This window comes from Brevundimonas sp. AVps4, assembly GCF_058681525.1.
Window position 1 is genome coordinate 224,677 of sequence record NZ_CM178741.1, and the last position, 17,631, is coordinate 242,307.

Annotated in this window: 17 protein-coding genes; 7 read left to right on the forward strand and 10 right to left on the reverse strand. The window is 66.1% G+C overall.

Annotation, left to right across the window (positions count from 1 at the left end; translation table 11 throughout):
- The first annotated feature begins 79 nt into the window (after window positions 1–79).
- Window positions 80–820: an alpha/beta fold hydrolase gene (locus ACW178_RS01095; RefSeq protein WP_287105373.1), complete on the forward strand. Its 741-nt coding sequence runs from the start codon at window positions 80–82 to the stop codon at window positions 818–820.
- Window positions 821–1,002: 182 nt separating this feature from the next.
- Here ACW178_RS01095 and aguB read toward each other — a convergent pair whose 3' ends face one another.
- The 5 genes from aguB to ACW178_RS01120 form a co-directional block, all read right to left on the reverse strand.
- Complete coding sequence (gene aguB / locus ACW178_RS01100) at window positions 1,003–1,866, reverse strand: N-carbamoylputrescine amidase (protein WP_287105371.1); 864 nt, start codon at window positions 1,864–1,866, stop codon at window positions 1,003–1,005.
- Window positions 1,863–2,870, reverse strand: a complete 1,008-nt coding sequence (locus ACW178_RS01105; protein ID WP_492024781.1) for an agmatine deiminase family protein — start codon at window positions 2,868–2,870, stop codon at window positions 1,863–1,865. Before ACW178_RS01105 ends, aguB begins: the two co-directional genes overlap by 4 nt.
- Before the next feature lie 175 nt (window positions 2,871–3,045).
- Entirely contained in the window at window positions 3,046–6,396 is a 3,351-nt protein-coding gene (locus ACW178_RS01110; protein WP_492024782.1) for a TonB-dependent receptor, read from the reverse strand.
- A 175-nt stretch (window positions 6,397–6,571) separates the two neighbouring features.
- Window positions 6,572–7,699, reverse strand: a complete 1,128-nt coding sequence (locus ACW178_RS01115; RefSeq protein ID WP_224761100.1) for a capsular biosynthesis protein — start codon at window positions 7,697–7,699, stop codon at window positions 6,572–6,574.
- A 547-nt stretch (window positions 7,700–8,246) separates the two neighbouring features.
- Window positions 8,247–9,404 (reverse strand): OmpA family protein, encoded by a 1,158-nt coding sequence (locus ACW178_RS01120; protein ID WP_492024783.1) that lies wholly within the window; start codon window positions 9,402–9,404, stop codon window positions 8,247–8,249.
- A gap of 263 nt (window positions 9,405–9,667) precedes the next feature.
- Between ACW178_RS01120 and ACW178_RS01125 the strand changes: the two genes are divergently transcribed.
- Entirely contained in the window at window positions 9,668–10,870 is a 1,203-nt protein-coding gene (locus ACW178_RS01125; RefSeq protein WP_054764108.1) for an acetyl-CoA C-acyltransferase, read from the forward strand.
- A 142-nt stretch (window positions 10,871–11,012) separates the two neighbouring features.
- Here ACW178_RS01125 and ACW178_RS01130 read toward each other — a convergent pair whose 3' ends face one another.
- From ACW178_RS01130 to ACW178_RS01140, 3 genes are read right to left on the reverse strand one after another with little or no spacing between them, the layout of a single operon-like run.
- Entirely contained in the window at window positions 11,013–11,585 is a 573-nt protein-coding gene (locus ACW178_RS01130) for a demethoxyubiquinone hydroxylase family protein (RefSeq protein ID WP_183218055.1), read from the reverse strand.
- Window positions 11,586–11,589: 4 nt separating this feature from the next.
- A complete protein-coding gene (locus ACW178_RS01135) occupies window positions 11,590–12,132 on the reverse strand; it encodes a disulfide bond formation protein B (RefSeq protein ID WP_492024784.1) in 543 nt (180 codons plus the stop codon).
- 39 nt (window positions 12,133–12,171) lie between these two features.
- Entirely contained in the window at window positions 12,172–12,747 is a 576-nt protein-coding gene (locus tag ACW178_RS01140) for a YqaA family protein (protein ID WP_152949082.1), read from the reverse strand.
- Between the two features lie 106 nt (window positions 12,748–12,853).
- On the opposite strand from ACW178_RS01140, the gene ACW178_RS01145 reads away from it, so the two are divergent.
- On the forward strand, window positions 12,854–13,489 hold the full coding sequence (locus ACW178_RS01145) for an exopolysaccharide biosynthesis protein (RefSeq protein ID WP_182715122.1): 636 nt from the start codon (window positions 12,854–12,856) through the stop codon (window positions 13,487–13,489).
- An 8-nt stretch (window positions 13,490–13,497) separates the two neighbouring features.
- Here the strand turns inward: ACW178_RS01145 and ACW178_RS01150 are convergent, their stop codons facing one another.
- Complete coding sequence (locus ACW178_RS01150) at window positions 13,498–13,836, reverse strand: hypothetical protein (RefSeq protein ID WP_182715123.1); 339 nt, start codon at window positions 13,834–13,836, stop codon at window positions 13,498–13,500.
- A gap of 129 nt (window positions 13,837–13,965) precedes the next feature.
- On the opposite strand from ACW178_RS01150, the gene hppD reads away from it, so the two are divergent.
- Window positions 13,966–15,075, forward strand: a complete 1,110-nt coding sequence (gene hppD, locus ACW178_RS01155) for a 4-hydroxyphenylpyruvate dioxygenase (RefSeq protein ID WP_287105960.1) — start codon at window positions 13,966–13,968, stop codon at window positions 15,073–15,075.
- Window positions 15,076–15,261 (forward strand): hypothetical protein, encoded by a 186-nt coding sequence (locus tag ACW178_RS01160; RefSeq protein WP_287105958.1) that lies wholly within the window; start codon window positions 15,076–15,078, stop codon window positions 15,259–15,261.
- Between the two features lie 117 nt (window positions 15,262–15,378).
- On the opposite strand, the gene ACW178_RS01165 is transcribed toward ACW178_RS01160, so the two are convergent.
- Window positions 15,379–15,813 carry a VOC family protein gene (locus ACW178_RS01165; RefSeq protein ID WP_191554639.1) on the reverse strand — a complete coding sequence of 145 codons (435 nt, stop codon included), beginning with the start codon at window positions 15,811–15,813 and terminating at the stop codon, window positions 15,379–15,381.
- 238 nt (window positions 15,814–16,051) lie between these two features.
- On the opposite strand from ACW178_RS01165, the gene ACW178_RS01170 reads away from it, so the two are divergent.
- Window positions 16,052–17,131: an isoaspartyl peptidase/L-asparaginase family protein gene (locus ACW178_RS01170; RefSeq protein WP_492025034.1), complete on the forward strand. Its 1,080-nt coding sequence runs from the start codon at window positions 16,052–16,054 to the stop codon at window positions 17,129–17,131.
- A gap of 212 nt (window positions 17,132–17,343) precedes the next feature.
- Window positions 17,344–17,610: a hypothetical protein gene (locus ACW178_RS01175; protein ID WP_191559178.1), complete on the forward strand. Its 267-nt coding sequence runs from the start codon at window positions 17,344–17,346 to the stop codon at window positions 17,608–17,610.
- Window positions 17,611–17,631: the final 21 nt, after the last annotated feature.

The window sequence follows — 17,631 nt, forward strand, 5'->3', positions numbered from 1 at the left end:
CCGTCCGTGTGCGTCACCGCCGATCCTCGGGTCAAGCCCGAGGATGACGGAAGAGAAAAGTCGAGGCAAAAGACCGACCATGACCGACCTCCAATCCCTGCCCCGCCCCGACGGCGAAACTCTGGCCTATCGGCGCGTCAACGGCTCCGGCCCCACCGTCGTCTGGATCGGCGGCTTCCGATCGGACATGGAGGGAACCAAAGCCCTTGCCCTGGACGCCGCCGCGCGCGACCGCGGCTGGAGCTTCATCCGCTATGACCATTTCGCCCACGGCCAGTCGTCGGGCGACTGGCGCCGCGCCACGATCGGCCGCTGGCGCGAGGATGCGATCGCCCTGATCGACAGCCTGTCGGGCCCGGTCATCCCGGTTGGCTCGTCGATGGGCGGCTGGGTCTCGCTGCTGGCGGCCTTGGCGCGGCCACAGCGGATCAAGGGTCTGGTTCTGATCAATCCGGCCCAGGACTTTACCGAACGGCTGATGTGGCCGGGCCTGGCCGACCACGAGCGCCAGGCCATAGTGCGCGAGGGCGAGACCCTGATCGTCGAGGAGGGCCTGGGCGAATACGTCCTGACCCGTCGCATGTTCGAGGAGGCGCGGAACTGGCTGCTGCTGGACGGCGTCATCGACATCGCCGCCCCGGTCCATATCCTCCAGGGGCGGGCCGACGACGTGGTGCCCTGGCGCCATCAGGTCGAACTGATCGAGCGGCTGACGGGCGGCGACGTCCGCCTGGACCTGATCGACGGCGGCGACCACCGGCTGTCGTCGTCGGCGGACCTTGCGCGACTTGTGGCTGCGGTTGAGGGGATGCGGGACTAACCCCAACTTGTCGTCATCCTCCGGCAAGCCGCATCTTCGCGGCGCAGACCGGGACCCAGCGGCGCCGAAGGCGATGCGTCCACCGCACCACTGCAAAAACCTCGTCCGCGGCAGGTTCGCGCTATCGCGCGCCGCTGGGTTCCCCGATCTCGCTACGCTCGCCGGAGAATGACGAAAGGAACCTACGCCCCGCCCGTCAGCGCGCCATACAGATCCGTCCGCCGATCGCGGAAGAAGCCCCAGGCCGCGCGGTACTGGTCCAGTTCGTCCAGGTCGAAGCGGTGCACCAGCACCCCCTCCTCCTCGGCGCCCAGGCTCTCGACCAGCGTTCCCTGCTGATCGGCGATGAAGGAATGGCCGTAGAAGGTCTGGCCGACCTCGGTCACCGTCTCATGGCCGATGCGATTGGCCCCGACCACCGGCACGGCGTTGGACACGGCGTGGCCCTGCATGGCCCGACGCCACGGCTCGGCCGTGTGCAGGCTGGCGTCGTGCGGCTCGGTGCCGATGGCGGTCGGATACATCAGCACGTCGGCGCCCATCAGCATCATGGCCCGCGCGGCCTCGGGGAACCACTGGTCCCAGCAGATGCCGACCCCGACCTTGCCGAACCGGGTCTTCCAGACCTTGAAGCCCGTATCGCCCGGCCGGAAATAATACTTCTCCTGATAGCCGGGGCCGTCAGGGATATGGCTCTTGCGATAGACCCCCAGGGCCTCGCCGTCCGCGTCCAGCATGACCAGCGAGTTGTAGTACTGGGGCCCGTCCTTCTCGAAGATCGAGACCGGAATGGCCACGCCCAGCTCCTTGGCCACCGGCGCCAACGCCGTGACACAGGGATGCTCGCGCCACTCATAGGCTTGGCTGAACCAGTGCTCCTCCTGCGACACGCAGAAATACGGCCCCTGGAACAGTTCCGACGGCAGGATCACCTGCGCGCCCTTCGCCGCCGCTTCGCGGATGAAGCCGACGGTCTTGGCGATATTGGCCTGCATGTCCTCGCCGTAAGAGGTCTGGATGCCGGCTACGGTGATGGTGCGGGTCATGCGGGCTCCTGCTGGGAGATACAGTGGAACGAGCCGCCGCCGGTCAGGATAGCCTTGGACGGAAGCGGGATGATCTCGCGATCGGGAAAAGCGGTCTTCAGCGCCTCGCAGGCGAAACGCGCCGCCTCGTCGTCGCCATAGGTCGGCACGATCACCGCCCCGTTGGCGATCAGGAAGTTCATGTGGCTGGCCGGGATCGGGCGCTCGTCCTCGTCCAGGACGAGGCCCGGCGACGGGATCCTCAGCACACGGATCTTGCGTCCCGCTGCGTCGGTCATGCCCGACAGGTCGCGGGCCACGGCGTCATAGACTTCGGCGTTCGGATCGTTGCGACCCCAGGCGATCGGGCAGGCCACGACACCCGGTGCGACGAAACGCGCCAGATTGTCGACATGGCCGTCGGTGTGGTCGTTCAGCAGGCCGTCGCCCAGCCAGAGCACCTTTTTCGCCCCGACGGCGGCTGCCAGGGCGGCGGTCGCGACCGCCTCGTCCTGGTTCCAGCCCGGGTTGCGGTTCGGGTTCAGCAGACACTGGCGCGTGGTCAGGACCGTGCCCTCCCCGTCATGATCCAGCGATCCGCCCTCCATGACGAAGTCGTTCCAGCTCAGGGTCGCGCCGGAATGAACGCCGATCTGTTCGGCCACCGTCTCGTCGCCGGGCATCACATATTTCTCGCCCCAGCCGTTGAAGCGGAAGGCGGCGGCCGTCTTCGATCCCGCCCAGAACAGAGGACCGGTGTCGCGCAGCCAGACGTCGCCGAACACGCCCGCCACCACCTCGACGTTCGCGCCGTCGGCGAAACGCGCCCCCACGCCCTCCGCCAGCTCCGGCGCCCCGACCATCAGCTTCACCCGTTCGCGCCCCGGCCCGGCCAGGGCCCGCACCAGAGCCTCGACCTCGTCCTGGGCCTGTTCGAAGGGTTCGAACCAGTATTCGGCATGGCTGGGCCAGCCCACCCAGATGGCGCGGTGCGGAGCCCATTCGGCGGGGAGAGGAGCGGTCATGGGCGGGCGAGAGTCCTGTCAGGGTTCGAAGGCGACGGGCGGGCGATCCGCGAGCCGCGCCATATGGCCCCAACCGCCCCCGACTTCAACGGCGCCGGACGCCAAGGGGCTGCGGCCAAAGAAAAAGGGCGGCCCGCGAACGGACCGCCCTTCGTCAGCACATTGCTCGCTTCACTTAGAACGAGATGCGGGCGCCGAACTTAATCTGCCAGGTCGAGGCCGGCAGTTGGGCGTTCGGGCGCTTAGCCTCACCACCGAGCGGCGTTCCGGCAGCGCCTGCGCTTTGCAGCGAGGAGTACTGGTACACTGCATTGGGGGCGGCGCAGGAGGAGGCGACGCCGGCCGTCTGGCAGTTCAGCACAACCGTACCGACGCCGCGATAGAACGGATACTGCTCCAGAACGCCCCACTTCTCGTTGAGCAGGTTCCCGAAGTTCTCGATGTCCATGTACAGCTTCAGCTTACCGGTCGGCAGAACCGGAACCGGGATTTCCTGCGACAGGCGCAGGTCCACCGTGGTGACGGCGCCGGTGCGGAAGGCGTTCCGCGGCGCAATCGAGCCGGCGTACTTGATCAGACCCGTGTTGTTCAGGAAGGCGTTGAAGTCCGTCAGATTAAAGCCCGACGCATAGGTGATGCGGGGATCGCTCGTGGCGGTGACGACGCCGTTGCCGTCGGTCTGGGGCACGTAGAAGAGCTGGTTCGACGTACCCAGGGCGCCGGAGTACGACTGCGGAACGGCGTTGCCGAAATCGTTGTCGTAGTTGCCCGTGCGGCTGCTATGATAAACGTAGGAGAAGGGCAGGCCCGAGCGGCGTTGGGCGAAGACGTTGATGGACGTTTCGTTGTCGCCGAAGAAGGCGCGGGTGTAGTTCGCGTTGACCGTGAACTTGTGACGGATTTCGTAGTCCGACGTCGCCAGCACCGGGTTGTTGTGATCAGCCGAAGCGAAGCGGACATAGGACGAGTCCGGCTGCGAGCTGGTCATCGGATTGCCGTCTTCCGATTCCGTGTAGGTGTAGGTGCTGCGGACGTCCAGACCTTCGAACACACCGTCGCGCCACGTCTTCTGACCCGTCAGAGCGACCGAGGTGGAGGATCCGCCGTCCTTCAGATTATCCAGCAGCAGATCGAAGACCACCGGGCCGGTCGGGTGGGTATAGACCGGACGACCGTCCGGCGCTGAACCCGAGCGGGTTGCGAGCAGATCTCGGTAATAGAGGGCGTTCTCGAAATCCGTACGGATGACGTCCGCCTGCAGACGGAAGTCTTCGATCAGCGGCAGGCGGAAATCGCGGGCGACCGTCAGGTTGTACTTCCAGGCGCTGGGGATTTCGAAGTTCGGATCCAGCGCCACCACGCTGCCGTTGCCGGGCGTGAAGGTGCAGTTCGCGCCGGTGGGAACGACGGAGAGATCCGTCACGCCCCGAATGGCGCCGGTGCAGACCGCATTGGTGATCCGCGCGCCGTCGTTGCCGAAGGGGTTGCCGATCTGGACGTTGGTGCCGATGGCCGAGAAGCGACCGACGCCGCCCGAGATCGACCAGTCGCTGGGCGTCCAGTTGAAGCCCAGGCGCGGCATCAGCAGGTCACGACCGTCCAGATTGGCGGTGTTGTCGAAACCGTTGCGGGTGCGGAAGTTGGTGTTCAGCACCGGACGGTCGTCCATGGCGAACCAGTCGTAGCGCAGGCCGTAATTCAGGCGAAGCGTGTCGCTGATCTGCCAAGTGTCTTCGGCGTACAGCGAGTTCACGTCGTAACCGAATTCGACAGCCCCGTCGCGCGCAGTGCCGAACCGAGCGGGAACGGTGCCGCCGGTCGGGTTGACCGCGCCGCGAATGATCAGGCCAGAAGCGTTACCGGCCAGGAAGTCGGCATAGCTGTTGAACGTCCACTGACCCAGCGACTGCGACACGAAGACGTTGGTGAAGTCGCGCGTTTCAATCCGCGCGCCGGCCATGAAGTCGTGCGAACCCCAGCTATAGCGGCCGATCAGTTCGGCGTTCTTCACTTCACTGTACAGATAGTTGTCGTGACGGAAGTTGTCGGCGCCGAACTGGATTTGCGGCGTGCCCGAGCCGGCTTGAACACCCGCCAGATCGGAAACGTTGACCGTGACTTGGCCGACAGTCAGTCTGCCGACAGGCAGCTGGGTGGTTTCAGTTTCCTTGTAGCCGACCCGCAGTTCGGTCGAGAAGGCGTCCGTCCACTGCGAGTTCAACTGAGCGTTCCAGGTCGTGAGGCGCTCATCCTTGACATACTGGCTGGATTCCAGCGCCAACCGCGGCTGCGTGGTCGAGCCGCCGTTAATGAAGGCCGACGTGGTCGAACCGTTGAACGAGGTGCCGGTCGTCTCTTGGAAGGTCACGGCCAACCGGTGGTTGGCGTTGATGTTCCAGTCGATTTTCGCAAGGTACTTCTCGTCCTGGACGGGAGGCGCCACATTGACGAAAGAACCGGTTTCATAGCCGTAGCGCGTCTTGGCGCCTTGCCGGAAGGTTTCGACGGCCGAAGTGGTGATGCGCGGAATCGGATTTGCGAAGCCGGCGTCGACCGGACCTTCGTTCAGCGAGAACTGCGACTCAAACTTTTCGTAAGACGCGAAGAAGAACAGGGTGTCGCGGATGATCGGACCGCCCAGGGTGGCGCCCCAGGTCTTTTCGTCGAAGACGCGGTTATAGTCTTGGCGGGCGCGGAAACCGTTGCCGCGCGGGCCGTAACCCCAGTACCGGTCGCCCAGCAGGCTGTCGTCCGACTTCTCATAGAAGGCCGAGCCCGAGAAGGTGTTGGTGCCGGACTTGGTGACGGCGTTGATCGAACCGCCGACAAAGCCGTTGTTGATGACGCTGAAGGGCGCCACCGAAACGTTCAAAGCCTGAATGGCGTCGATGGAGATCGGCGACCGTTGGGTGGGATAGCCGTTGCCGTTCAAGCCGAACTCGTCGTTCTGGCGAATGCCGTCGACGGTGAACTGGTTCTGGCGCGTATTGGTGCCGGCGAACGACAGGGCGTCATCGTTCGAGGGGTCAAGCGTCACAAACGGATCGAGGCGCGCGATGTCCTTCGGATCACGGCTGATCGAGGCGGCGGCGGCGATGTCGCCCGCGCCGTAGTTCGAGCCGGTGCCGTAGCCGAAGTCGTTGGAGAAGCGCTGGCCGGTCACCGTAATGGCTTCCAGCTCGGCGGCGGCCTGATTGACGATCACGTCGCCGTTGACGGCGTCGCCCACACCGATGCTGTCCAGCTGAATGCCGCCTTCACCGGCCGCGCTTGAAACCGTCACCGTGTACGGTCCGCCGGCGCGCAGACCCCGCGCGCTGTAGAAGCCCGACGAGTCCGACATGGTGGTGACGGTCGTGCCGGTGGGCTCGTGAACGATGGTCACCGAGCCGACCACGGCCGCGCCGGAGCCGTCCAGGATGCGGCCGCGGATGGCGCCGGTCGTCTCTTGAGCAAAGACGGCCGTCGAGGCCGACATCATGATGGCGGCGGCCGAAACGCCGTACGCCAATTTACGGAAGGTCATTCGCTATCCCCAGCTGGTGGACCAAAAAAGTCGGAAACGTGGTCGTCACGTCTAAATCCGGCCCCGTGTACGATCCATCTTGTAACGCTAGGTGACACATATGTGTCAGAGTCGTGACAGCGCCCTTGGGTGGCTCAGAGAGCACACCCTTGACGCCCTTAAGCGCAAATTTTGTTCAGGAAACCCGCTCGAACACGTCCGCTACGCCCTCGGCGGTGCGCCGAATGGCGCGCGGCTCGTGGAAATTGCCGTTGACTTGACTCTGGGCGATCACATGGGCGCGGAACCGGGCGAAAAGGGCGGGGTCCGGGGCCTGGGGTTTGGACCAGAAGGCGTTCAGCCCCTGCTGATCCGTCAGACCGTCGAAGTCGAAGAAGGCGTCGCCCAACACCTTGACCGGCGTCTGAAATCCCAGGGCCGAAAGCGCGGCCGAAGAGTTGTTGACCACCATGCCCTGAGAGGCGCGGCACAGCTGGGCCAGGTTTCCGCCGTCGATGAAATCGACCCGGCCTTGCAGCTCCCGCTCGATGACCAGGCGTCGCGTGACGGCTTCCAGATCGATCAGGCCCGGGTCCAGAGGGTGGTTCTTGATCACCAGCCGCGCCGCCTTGGGCGCATGGACGGCGAAACTGGTCATCACCTCGGCGAGGAAGGCCGTATTGTCGGCATAGCGAGAGTAGCGCAGCAGCTGGGCGTCGCCCTCCCGCTGAAGACAGGCGATGAAGAAGGGGCCCCGCGCCGCAATGGCCTCCACATCGTTGCGCGACGGCGACTGAAGGGCCAGGCCGAAATATCGCCGGACGTGACCCAGGCACTGGCTGAGCGGAGAGGCGGTGTAGTGGTTGGCGTGGCGCGGAAAGAGAAAGCCCCCCACGGCCTGAGCCAGATGATAGGCGGTGATGTTGACCACATGGTGCGGCAGGATTCGCCCCACGGGTTTCGGATCAGGCAAAAGCGGCGCCGGCTCCGGATAGCCGTCCTTAAAACGCGGCAGGCCGCTTGAGGCGTTCACGCCGTTCTGTTCGACGGTGATCCAGTCCGGGCGGAAATAGCCGTTCTCCAACACCCAAACGCGTGGCCCAAGTCCTTCCGCCGCGGACAGAACCGCGCGATTGTAAGGGCCGCCCTCGCCGAACAGCAGAAGATCGGTGAAATCGGCCGTCAGTTCCGCCAGTCGCGAAGCCCAGACCTGGGCGGAGTGTTTGAACACCCTTCCCCCCGCTCGCGGCCAGTTCAAGGCGTCGCCCGCATTGAAGATCATTCGCTGGACGGTCGCGCCGCGGGCTTCGAGAGTCTGCGCCAAGGCGACGCCGAACGGCCCGAACGGCGCCGAGACGATAAGGAATCTCCGGCCATCCAAGCTTTGGATCGCACGACCTGGCCCGGCCTCCGCGCTGGTTCTTTGAGGCGTGGGGAAGACGGAGATTTCGGCCGCCCGCTGCGGCGTGGGGGTGCGAAGGCGAAGCTGAGGTCGAGGCGCGCTCATGACCTCTCCGCGAAGCCGGTAGCGCCTGCGCCGCCGGCCCAAGAAGGTTCGATTGGAGTGTCTTAAATCGACCATCTAAGGGGTTCCACGCCGTCTGGCCTGGCGATCATACAACGCCGGGTCGCCTCACCTCTCCGATCAAGTCGTCTGGCGCAAGAGAGATTGTTCGAGGGCTTTGTCGCGCTTAGCCGCATGGGGATCAACCCACTAAAGCTGAGCGATGGGGAAATTGCGGGGGCGGCTGAGGCAGGCGCACGAAGAAGCCGACGCCCGGAATGCAAGGGCGCCGGCTCTCCAACTTTACGCTGACAGACTTCCAAGAACGAGACCCGATCTGACGATGTCAGACCGAGTCTTGCCTGTCTTAGAAGTTGATGTCGATGGTGGCGCGACGGTTGAGCGGTTCGCGCACGCCGTCGGCGGTGGGCTTGGCCAGGGCGGTTTCACCCTTGCCGTCGAGGGCGATGACGCCGCCGTTGACGCCTTGGGCGACCAGGGCGTCCGCGACGGTGCGCGAACGACGGTTCGACAGGCCGACGTTATAGGCGGCCGAGCCCGAGGTGTCGGTGTAGCCGACGATCAGGACGCGGGTCGGACGGCCCGTCTTGGCGTAGTTGGCGGCCTGAGCGACCACCGAACGGGCTTCAGCCGTCAGGTCCGAGCGATCCCAGTCGAAATAGACCACGAACTGACGCGCGGCCGGGGTCTGCGGAACCGGCGGCGGGGGCGGCGGGGGCGGAGGCGGCGGGGGCGGCGGGGGCGGCGGAGGCGGCGGAGGCGGCGGGGCCGCTTCTTCGGCGCCGAAGCTGTAGCGCAGGCCCAGGGTCACGGTGTGCGACTGATCGTAGTCGCCGTCCCATTCGCCGAAGGCGGTGGCGCCGGCGCCCGTGCCGGCCGTGGTCGATTCCCACGAGGCGTCGCCCGTCAGATAGCGGTAGGTCAGGTCGATGTTGGCGCGGTCGCCAATGGCCCAGGCCAGACCGGCGATCGCCTGAGCGGCGAACTTGGTCGAGCTGTCGTCAATGGCGAACGCGGCGCCGCGGTTAGCGCGCAGATTGCCGATGGTGTCGACGTTGACGCGGTTCACGCCGGCGCCCAGGCCGACGAAGGGACGCACGCCCCAGGCTTCATAGCCGAAGTCATAGATGACGTTGGCCATCAGGGTGGCGGACTCGATGTCGCCTTCCGGAGAGAAGCAGCCGCCCGTCGCCGGGGTCAGGTTGCACAGGCCCTGGGTGCCCGAAACGGCGCGCACCTTGCCGATATCGCCCGAGCGGTAGCCGCCTTCGAGCTCGACGCGCCAGTTGGGGTTGAAGCGATAACCCAGGCGAGCAAAGGCCGCCCAGCCGTTGTTCACCTCATAGTTCCAGTTCGCGCCGGTGGTCGACGACTCGGCGTTGATGTCGTCGATCATGTGGTAGCCGGCGTCGATCGCGCCATACCAACCGTTGGGATCTGCCGAGGCCGCGCCAGCTGAGAACAGCCCGGCGACAGCGACGGATGCGAGAAGTTTGAGCTTCATAGCTTCCTCGTTCTGTAAAAAATGCCCGAAGCCGAGCTGTCCGCCCGACGTTCAGGAGCCGAACGGCAGGCTGCGGCTGCGGTTCCCTCGCATCTGCGAACAATGTGGCGACTGTGGCGCCGTTTCAACACAAAAGACCTGTGCGCCGACGGCCCCTCGAGCCTCTCCGCTTGCCTTACCGCAGGGGGAGGTGCCTAAGTTCCGCCCATGAGGAAACACGGCCGCGCCTCCAAAGCGGCGAACGAAACCGGGAAGGACTCTCCATGCGCGAAGCCGTCATCGTCTCCACCGCCCGCACCCCGATAGGCCGGGCCTATCGCGGGGCCTTCAACGACACCCAGGCCCAACAGCTGGGCGCCCATGCCGTCAGACACGCGGTCCAGCGCGCCGGCGTCGAGCCGGCCGAGATCGAGGACGTGATCATGGGCGCGGCCCTGCAGCAGGGCTCGACCGGAACCAATGTCGCCCGCCAGGTCGCCCTGGCGGCCGGTCTGCCGTCTTCGGTTCCGGGCATGAGCCTGGATCGTCAATGCGCCTCGGGCCTGATGGCCATCGCCACGGCGGCCAAACAGGTGATCTTCGACCAGCAGAAGATGGCGGTCGGCGGCGGGCTGGAGAGCATCTCCCTGGTCCAGAACCAGTATATAAACCTGTACCGCGGCAAGGACGAGGCCCTGCTGAAGCTGGCGCCCCATATATATATGTCGATGCTGGAGACGGCCGAGGTCGTGGCCCGCCGCTACAACATCAGCCGCGACCGCCAGGACGAATACGCCCTTCAGTCCCAGCAGCGCACGGCGGCGGCCCAGGCGGAAGGGCGACTGGACGCCGAGATCGTGCCCATGACGACCACCATGCTGGTCACGGACAAGGCCACCGGCGAGACCGCTTCGAAAGAGGTGACCCTGTCCAAGGACGAGGGCAACCGGCCCGAAACCACTCTGGAAGGGTTGAAGGCGCTGAAACCCGTCTTCGGCAGCGGCGAGGCGATCCAGCAGGGCGAATACATCACCGCCGGCAATGCGTCCCAGTTGTCCGACGGCGCCTCGGCCTGTGTGATCATGGAGGCCGGCGAGGCGGTGAAACGCAATCTTCAGCCGCTCGGCGCCTATCGCGGCATGGCGGTGGCGGGGGTGGAGCCGGACGAGATGGGCATCGGCCCCGTCTACGCCGTGCCCAAGCTGCTGAAGCGCCACGGGCTGACGGTGGACGACATCGGCATCTGGGAGCTGAACGAGGCCTTCGCCGTCCAGGTTCTCTATTGTCGCGACACCCTGGGCATCCCCGACGAGCTGCTGAACGTCTCGGGCGGCGCCATCTCCATCGGCCACCCCTATGGCATGTCGGGCGCCCGGATGACCGGCCACGTCCTGATCGAGGGCAAGCGGCGCGGGGCCAAATACGGCGTCGTCACCATGTGCGTCGGCGGCGGCATGGGCGCGGCGGGGCTGTTCGAGATTTATTGAGGCGGCCACGCCCCATTCCAAATCCGTCATCCTCGGGCTTGACCCGAGGACCGGGCGTGGATCGGGCTGTGCATCGCCTTTAGCGCAATGCGGCGGACCACCCGGCCCTCGGGTCAAGCCCGAGGGTAACGGTGGCGCGGGATCAAACCTTCTCGCTGATCTTGATCGCCGCGCGGCATCCCGCCTTGATCACCCCGCTCAGCAGCCGATAGGCCGGCGCCTCGCGGCTGCCGTGCTCGACGGCGTGATCGTGGTGGGCCAGCTCCTCGTCCCGGAACTGTTTCAGCTCGGCCGCCAGGGCCGGGTCGCGGTCGCCGATCTCGGCGATCTGGTCGGCGTAGTGTTTCTCGATCACGCTCTCGACCGCCTCGGTGCAGGCGTGGGCCGCCTTTTCGCCGATCAGGGCCGTGCCGGCGCCCAGGGCCGAGGCGGCGATGCGCCACAGCGGCGTCATGGCCGTCGGCCGCACGCGGCGTTCGTTCAGCAGTCGCTCGAACCGGGCCAGGTGAACCGCCTCCTGATCCTGCATTTCGCCGAGGTCGCGCACGATGTCGCCGCGCGCCTTGCGCCCCTCGAACACGGCCTTCTGTGCGCGATAGATCAGGACCGCCGCATATTCGCCGGCGTGATCGACGCGAAGGATTTCGTCCATCCGCGCCCTGTCCGCGCCCAGGCCCGGGCGGGGCAGAGGAGTGTGCGGGGCGGCGTCGGTCATGGGATCAGGCCCTTTCGAAGCGGGGGGCGCGGGCGTCCTTGGGGCGTTTGGTCGCCAGCATGCTGAACCCGGCCAACGCCAGGGAGATCAGGGCGTTCCAACCGGCCATCGACAGGCCCAGCCAGCTCCAGGCCACGGAATCGCACATGGCCACCCTCTGGGCCGGCCCCGTGCCCAGGGCCAGGGCGGTCAGGCTCTCCAGATCGACCGACCCGCTGCTGACGCAGGTCGCCGGCAGGCTCCACCACTTGTATTCGCCGCCCATATGGAAGACGGCGGTGATCGCGCCCGTCGCAAACACGGCCGCCAGCAGGAAGGCGGCGATCCGGGGCGTGCCGCGTCGCCCGCCGCTCAGCACCGTCCAGGCCGTCGCCACGGCCGCTACGGCCACGGCGCACCAATAGACCTCGCGTTGCTTCAGACAAAGGTTGCACGGCGCCAGGCCCGCGAACCGTTCGAACCCATGGGCCGCGCCCAGCATGGCCAGCGACGCGGCCAGGGCGAAGGCGGTCCACCAACGGGTCAACAGGCGATAGAGGCTTCTCATTGCGAAACGGTCTTACTCCGGTCCGGTCTCCGCGTCGACTTACAGAAGCTTCACCGCGATTATCAGGCCGACCAGCAGAACCAGGCCGGTCCCCGACCACAGAGCCAGGCGCTTTTCCACCTGGGCCAGCATGGCCTGGCCCCAGCGTTTCAGAATCCAGGCCTCCAGGAAGAACCGCCCGCCCCGTGTCACGACCGACGCCGCCATGAAGACCGGAAAGCTGAAGGCCGCCAGGCCCGAGGCGATGGTCACCAGCTTGTAGGGAATGGGGGTCAGCCCCTTGATCAATATGACCCACAGGCCCCACTGGGCGAACCACTGGCGGAAATGATCCAGCCCGTCGGCATGGCCCAGGAACCTCAGGATCGCCAGGCCGACGTCGGTCAGAAAATAGCCGATCGCATAGCCCAGCACGCCCCCCAGAACCGAGGCGATCGTGCAGACCCCGGCGTAGACATAGGCCCGCTCCGGCCGGGCCAGGATCATCGGCGCCAGCATGACGTCGGGCGGAATGGGAAAGAAGGAACTCTCGGCGAAGGAGACCGCCGCCAGGGCCGGCGTGGCGTGGCGATGGCGCGCCAGGTCGAACACGCCGTCATAAAGTCTGCGAAGCATGGAGATTTCCTCGAACCGCCCCGCCCTAGCAAGACCCGGTCTCGCCGTCACCCGCTGCGACACCGCAACGCTCGCGACTGAAGCGGTTGCGGTTTAAGCCCCTCAGATGACCGCGCCCCGCCCATCCCCCCAGGCTGACGACGTCAGCCACGACATCACCCGTCTGCTGCGTCGCCTGTCCGACGAGGGCGGCGACGCCGGCCTGACCCTGGACGAGGTCCGCGACCGGCTGGACGAGCGGGCCTACGGCCTTTTGATCCTGCTGCTGTCCATCCCCTGCCTGGTGCCGGGCCTGTACGGCGTGCCCCAGGTCGTGGGCGTCATCGTCATTCTATTGGCCGCACAGATGCTGGTCGGGCGCGAAGAGCCCTGGCTGCCGCGCTGGTTCCTGAAGCTGCGCGCCAAGGGCTCCTGGCTGAAGGCCATGGCCGATTTCGCCGAGTCGAAACTGGGCTGGATCGACCGGCTGTCGCGCCCCCGCTTGCGGCGTTTCGCCGACGGACCGGGCGAGAAGCTGGCGGCGATCTTCATGATCTTGGCTACGGCCACCATCGTCCTGCCCCTGACCAACACCGTCCCCTCCGTGGCCCTGGCCCTGCTGTCGGTCGGCCTGATCCAGCGCGACGGCCTGTTCGTGATCGCCGGGGCGGCGGTGACGACGGCCTGGCTGACGATTTTGGGCGCGGTTGCGACAGGGCTGCTGTTGGGCGCCGAGTGGGCGACGCGGCTGCTGCCGGGCTGAACCCCGTCTTAAACGGAGGCGGGTTTTGGCAGTGCGATCCGGACGCCCATCCACAGCAGGGCGCCTATGGCCGATATTCCGGCGTTGACGACCAGTCCGACGACCAGAAGAAACAGGAGAACGCCGACCGCCTGTACAGGCGAAGTGGCCGGAGCGCCGTTCATGAAGAACAGGCCGGGCGACAGAAATGCGAGAAGTAGTCCCAACAGGGCCATCAACACCTGAAACGTCGCCGCCACCGTGAATGTGACCAGGAACAGTCCGCCAAACGGCGCGCGTTTTAGATAGTCCATGTCTGCCTCCCCCAATGGCCATCCATCTGGCACGCCAGGATTGCGGATGTCCATCAGAACGCCCTCCGCATCACGACCCCGTGGCACCGCCTTGGCTCTGTCGTCATCCGCGACTAGGTTCCGCGCCAATCGGCGGCCCCTTTCGGTTAAGCCCGCCTCAGAACGCTACGCGGGAGACGCGCCATGAACGACATGACCCCCAACCCCCATCAACCGACGGCGGAACAGATCGACCGGGAGAACCCCCTGGGCGTCGACGGTTTCGAATTCGTCGAATTCACCGGCCCTGAGCCCCAGGCGATGATCGCGCGGCTGGAGATGATGGGCTTCACCAAGACCCATGTGAACCCCAAGACCGACGTGGTGCGCCTGAAACAGGGCGACATCTCCTTCCTCGTCCACCGCTCGCCAAAGGGCCAGGCGGCGGACTTCGCCAGGGATCACGGCCCCTCGGCCAACGGCATGGCCTTCCGCACCAATGACGCCAAGGCCGCCTATGAGGGGGCGCTCCAGCGCGGCGCCGTGGCCGCGACGGATGCCGACGGCGGCGCCCTGGGCGACTATCCCTACATCCTGCAAGGCATCGGCGGCTCGCTGCTGTACGTCATCGACCAGTACGGCGACGCCGGCTCCCTGTATGACGCCTGGGACGAGATCGAGGGCTGGGAAGAGGCCGAGCGCAAGAACAACGTCGGCCTGGAGGTCCTGGACCACCTGACCCACAACGTCCGTCGCGGTCAGATGCGCACCTGGTCGGGCTTCTACAATTCGGTCTTCAACTTCGAGGAACAGAAGTATTTCGACATCAAGGGCAAGGCGACCGGCCTCTTCTCCCAGGCCATGATCGCGCCGGACCGCGCCATCCGCATCCCGCTGAACGAGAGCCAGGACGAAAACTCCCAGATCGAGGAGTTCATCCGCCGCTACAACGGCGAAGGCATCCAGCACATCGCCCTGACCACCGAGAACATCTTCGAGACGGTCGAGGCCATGCGCGCCCGCGGCGTGGACTTCCAGGACACGATCGAGACCTATTTCGAACTGATCGACAAACGCCTGCCCAACCACGGCGAGGACGTGGAGCGGATGCGCAAGAACCGCATCCTGATCGACGGTTCGGACGAGGAAGGCCTGCTGCTGCAGATCTTCACCCAGGACACCTTCGGCCCGATCTTCTTCGAGATCATCCAGCGCAAGGGCAACGAAGGCTTCGGCAACGGCAATTTCCAGGCCCTGTTCGACTCGATCGAGCTGGACCAGATCCGTCGCGGCGTCATCAAGGTCGACGCCTGAATGAAGATGCGGCCGCCGACCTGGCTGCCCTGGCTCGGCCCGGCCCTTGCGGCCGGCGCCGGCGCCCTGGCCGGGCGTTTCTGGCTGGAGGGCGGCTTCTGGACGGTCCTGATCGCCGCCCTGATCTGCGGCTTCGCCCCCATCGTCGGCTATCAAGTGTGGAAGCGCCTGCACCACCGGGGGTGAGGCGGGCGAGATCGGTCTTTGACGAAGAGCGGTCCGGATGGGTGTTGGCTACGGGTGGGAGGCAGACACTTGCCTGCCATCGGGGAAGATGACGCCCCTTTAGCCGTTTACGGTCGGTCAACCGTGGACGTTGGGGTCGTATTCCACTTCTTCTTCAACGTCAGTCGGACTTTCAAACACAATGTCATAATCGTCAGGATCCCGGAAACCCACCACCCACAAGCCATTTCCCACAAATGGTTTTTGTGGCGACAGGCCCTTGTCCACCGCATCGCGGTAAATGCGGAGCGCATCTTTACACATGAAGCAGACGGATACGCCCAATCCGCGTTCGCCTTCTGGCTGGTGACCTAAAACATACTCTTGCAACATCAGGGCGGCGGCGCCCGCCTCAAGCTGACACCAACGAATCTTATCGGGCGAGTCTGGACACCATTTGATTTTTACTTCGAAGCCGAGTCCATCGCAGTAGAAGCGCAAGGACGCATCCATGTCGCGCACGTTGAAAAACGGGACCGCACGAATGAGGTTATTGGCGAGGGGAACGGCCATATCTCACCCCAAGATGGTGCTTTACATTACGCGCCCGTCCCGGTCTCGGCAATGTCCGCCACGGGTCGATTTGCGCCCCAGCCTATCCGCCGCAAAGCGCTCCTCCACTCCTCGGCGGCGCCCTCTCACGTTGACGGGCTGACACGCCCGCGCACGGCGTTACACTGCGACAGACCGGCGCCTCTGAAGTAAAGTGCACCAATTGCACCCGGTTTTGTCGCCGGACGGGGACTTCACCATGCGCATCGCCTGTTCTGGACTGATTGCACTCTTTGCACTGTGTTTTTCCTCGGCCCATGCCCAGGTCGAGACCCAGGACGCCGCGCCGCAATGGTCCCTCGCCATCCATGGCGGGGCGGGCGTGATCGAGCGGTCCAGCCTGACGCCTGCGCAGGACGCGGCCTATCGCGCCGCGCTGCAAGCCGCCCTGGACGCCGGTTCGGCCGTGCTGAAAGGCGGCGGCTCGGCGCTGGATGCGGTCCAGGCCGCCGTCGAGGTCATGGAGGACGATCCCCTGTTCAACGCCGGGCGCGGGGCGGTCTTCACCGCAGCGGGTCGTAACGAGCTGGACGCCGCCGTCATGAACGGATCGGACCTGACCGCCGGCGCGGTCGCCGGCCTGACTGCGACCCGCCACCCGGTCGCCGCCGCCCGGGCGGTGATGGAGCGGTCGCCCCACGTCATGCTGATCGGCCCCGGCGCCGACGCCTTCGCCGCCTCGGTCGGGCTGGAGCAGGTCGACCCGTCCTTCTTCTTCACCGAGCGCCGCTGGCAGGGTCTGGTCAAGGCCCTGACCGAGGCCGGCTTGCCCATCCCCGACCGTCCCGCCGGCGCCCCCGCGCCCGTCGACCGATCGGCCGCCCCCCACGCCAGCGTCGCCCCGCCCCTGAACGAGAAGAAGTTCGGCACGGTCGGCGCCGTGGCCCTGGACAGCCAGGGTCGCCTCGCCGCCGCCACCTCGACCGGCGGCATGACCGCCAAACGCTGGGGCCGGGTCGGCGACGCGCCGATCATCGGCGCGGGCACCTACGCCTCCAACGCCGACGGCTGCGCCGTCTCGGCCACCGGCTCGGGCGAATATTTCATCCGCTCCACCGTCGCCCGCGACATCTGCCGCCGCACCGCCGACGGCGCGACCGTCCAGGCGGCGGCGGAGGGCGAAATCGCCGACGTCGGCTCGATCGGCGGCGACGGCGGCGTCATCGTCATGGGCCTGACCGGAACCCCCGCCTTCGCCATGAACACCTCGGGCATGTATCGGGGGGCGGTGTCTTCGAATACCCCGACCCGCGTCGCCATATACGCCGACGAAGACTGACCTCCTCTTTCGTCATCCTCCGACAAGCCGCGCAGCGGCGCAGATCGGGGGACCCAGCGGCGCGCGCGAGCGCGAACCTGTCGCGGACTCGCCCCTTAGCGTTCTTGCGGCGGATGGATTTCGCCTTCGGCGCCGCTGGGTCCCCCGGTTCCGCTGCGCGGCCCGGAGGATGACGAAAGCAAAAAGCCGTTTCCTCCTGTAAGACTGACCCCATGACACCCACCGACGACGAACTGACCAAGATGGCCGAGGAGGAGCTGGACGCCGCCTGCGCCATGCCCTTCGTCGAGTTGAAGAAGATCACCCCCTGGGGCGATACGTTCGAGGGCTTCGCCCCCTCCGGCCGCACGGTCGAGGTCGAGCGTCGCTATCTGTGGGCGGTCGAGCCCGAGGGCGGCGTCATCGTCGAGGTCGAGGTGCGCGACCGCGCCGCCCGGACCGGCGCCGAGGCCCGGGCCCTGCTGACCCCTGCGGCCTGAGGGCTGTCGTTAACCTTTTTC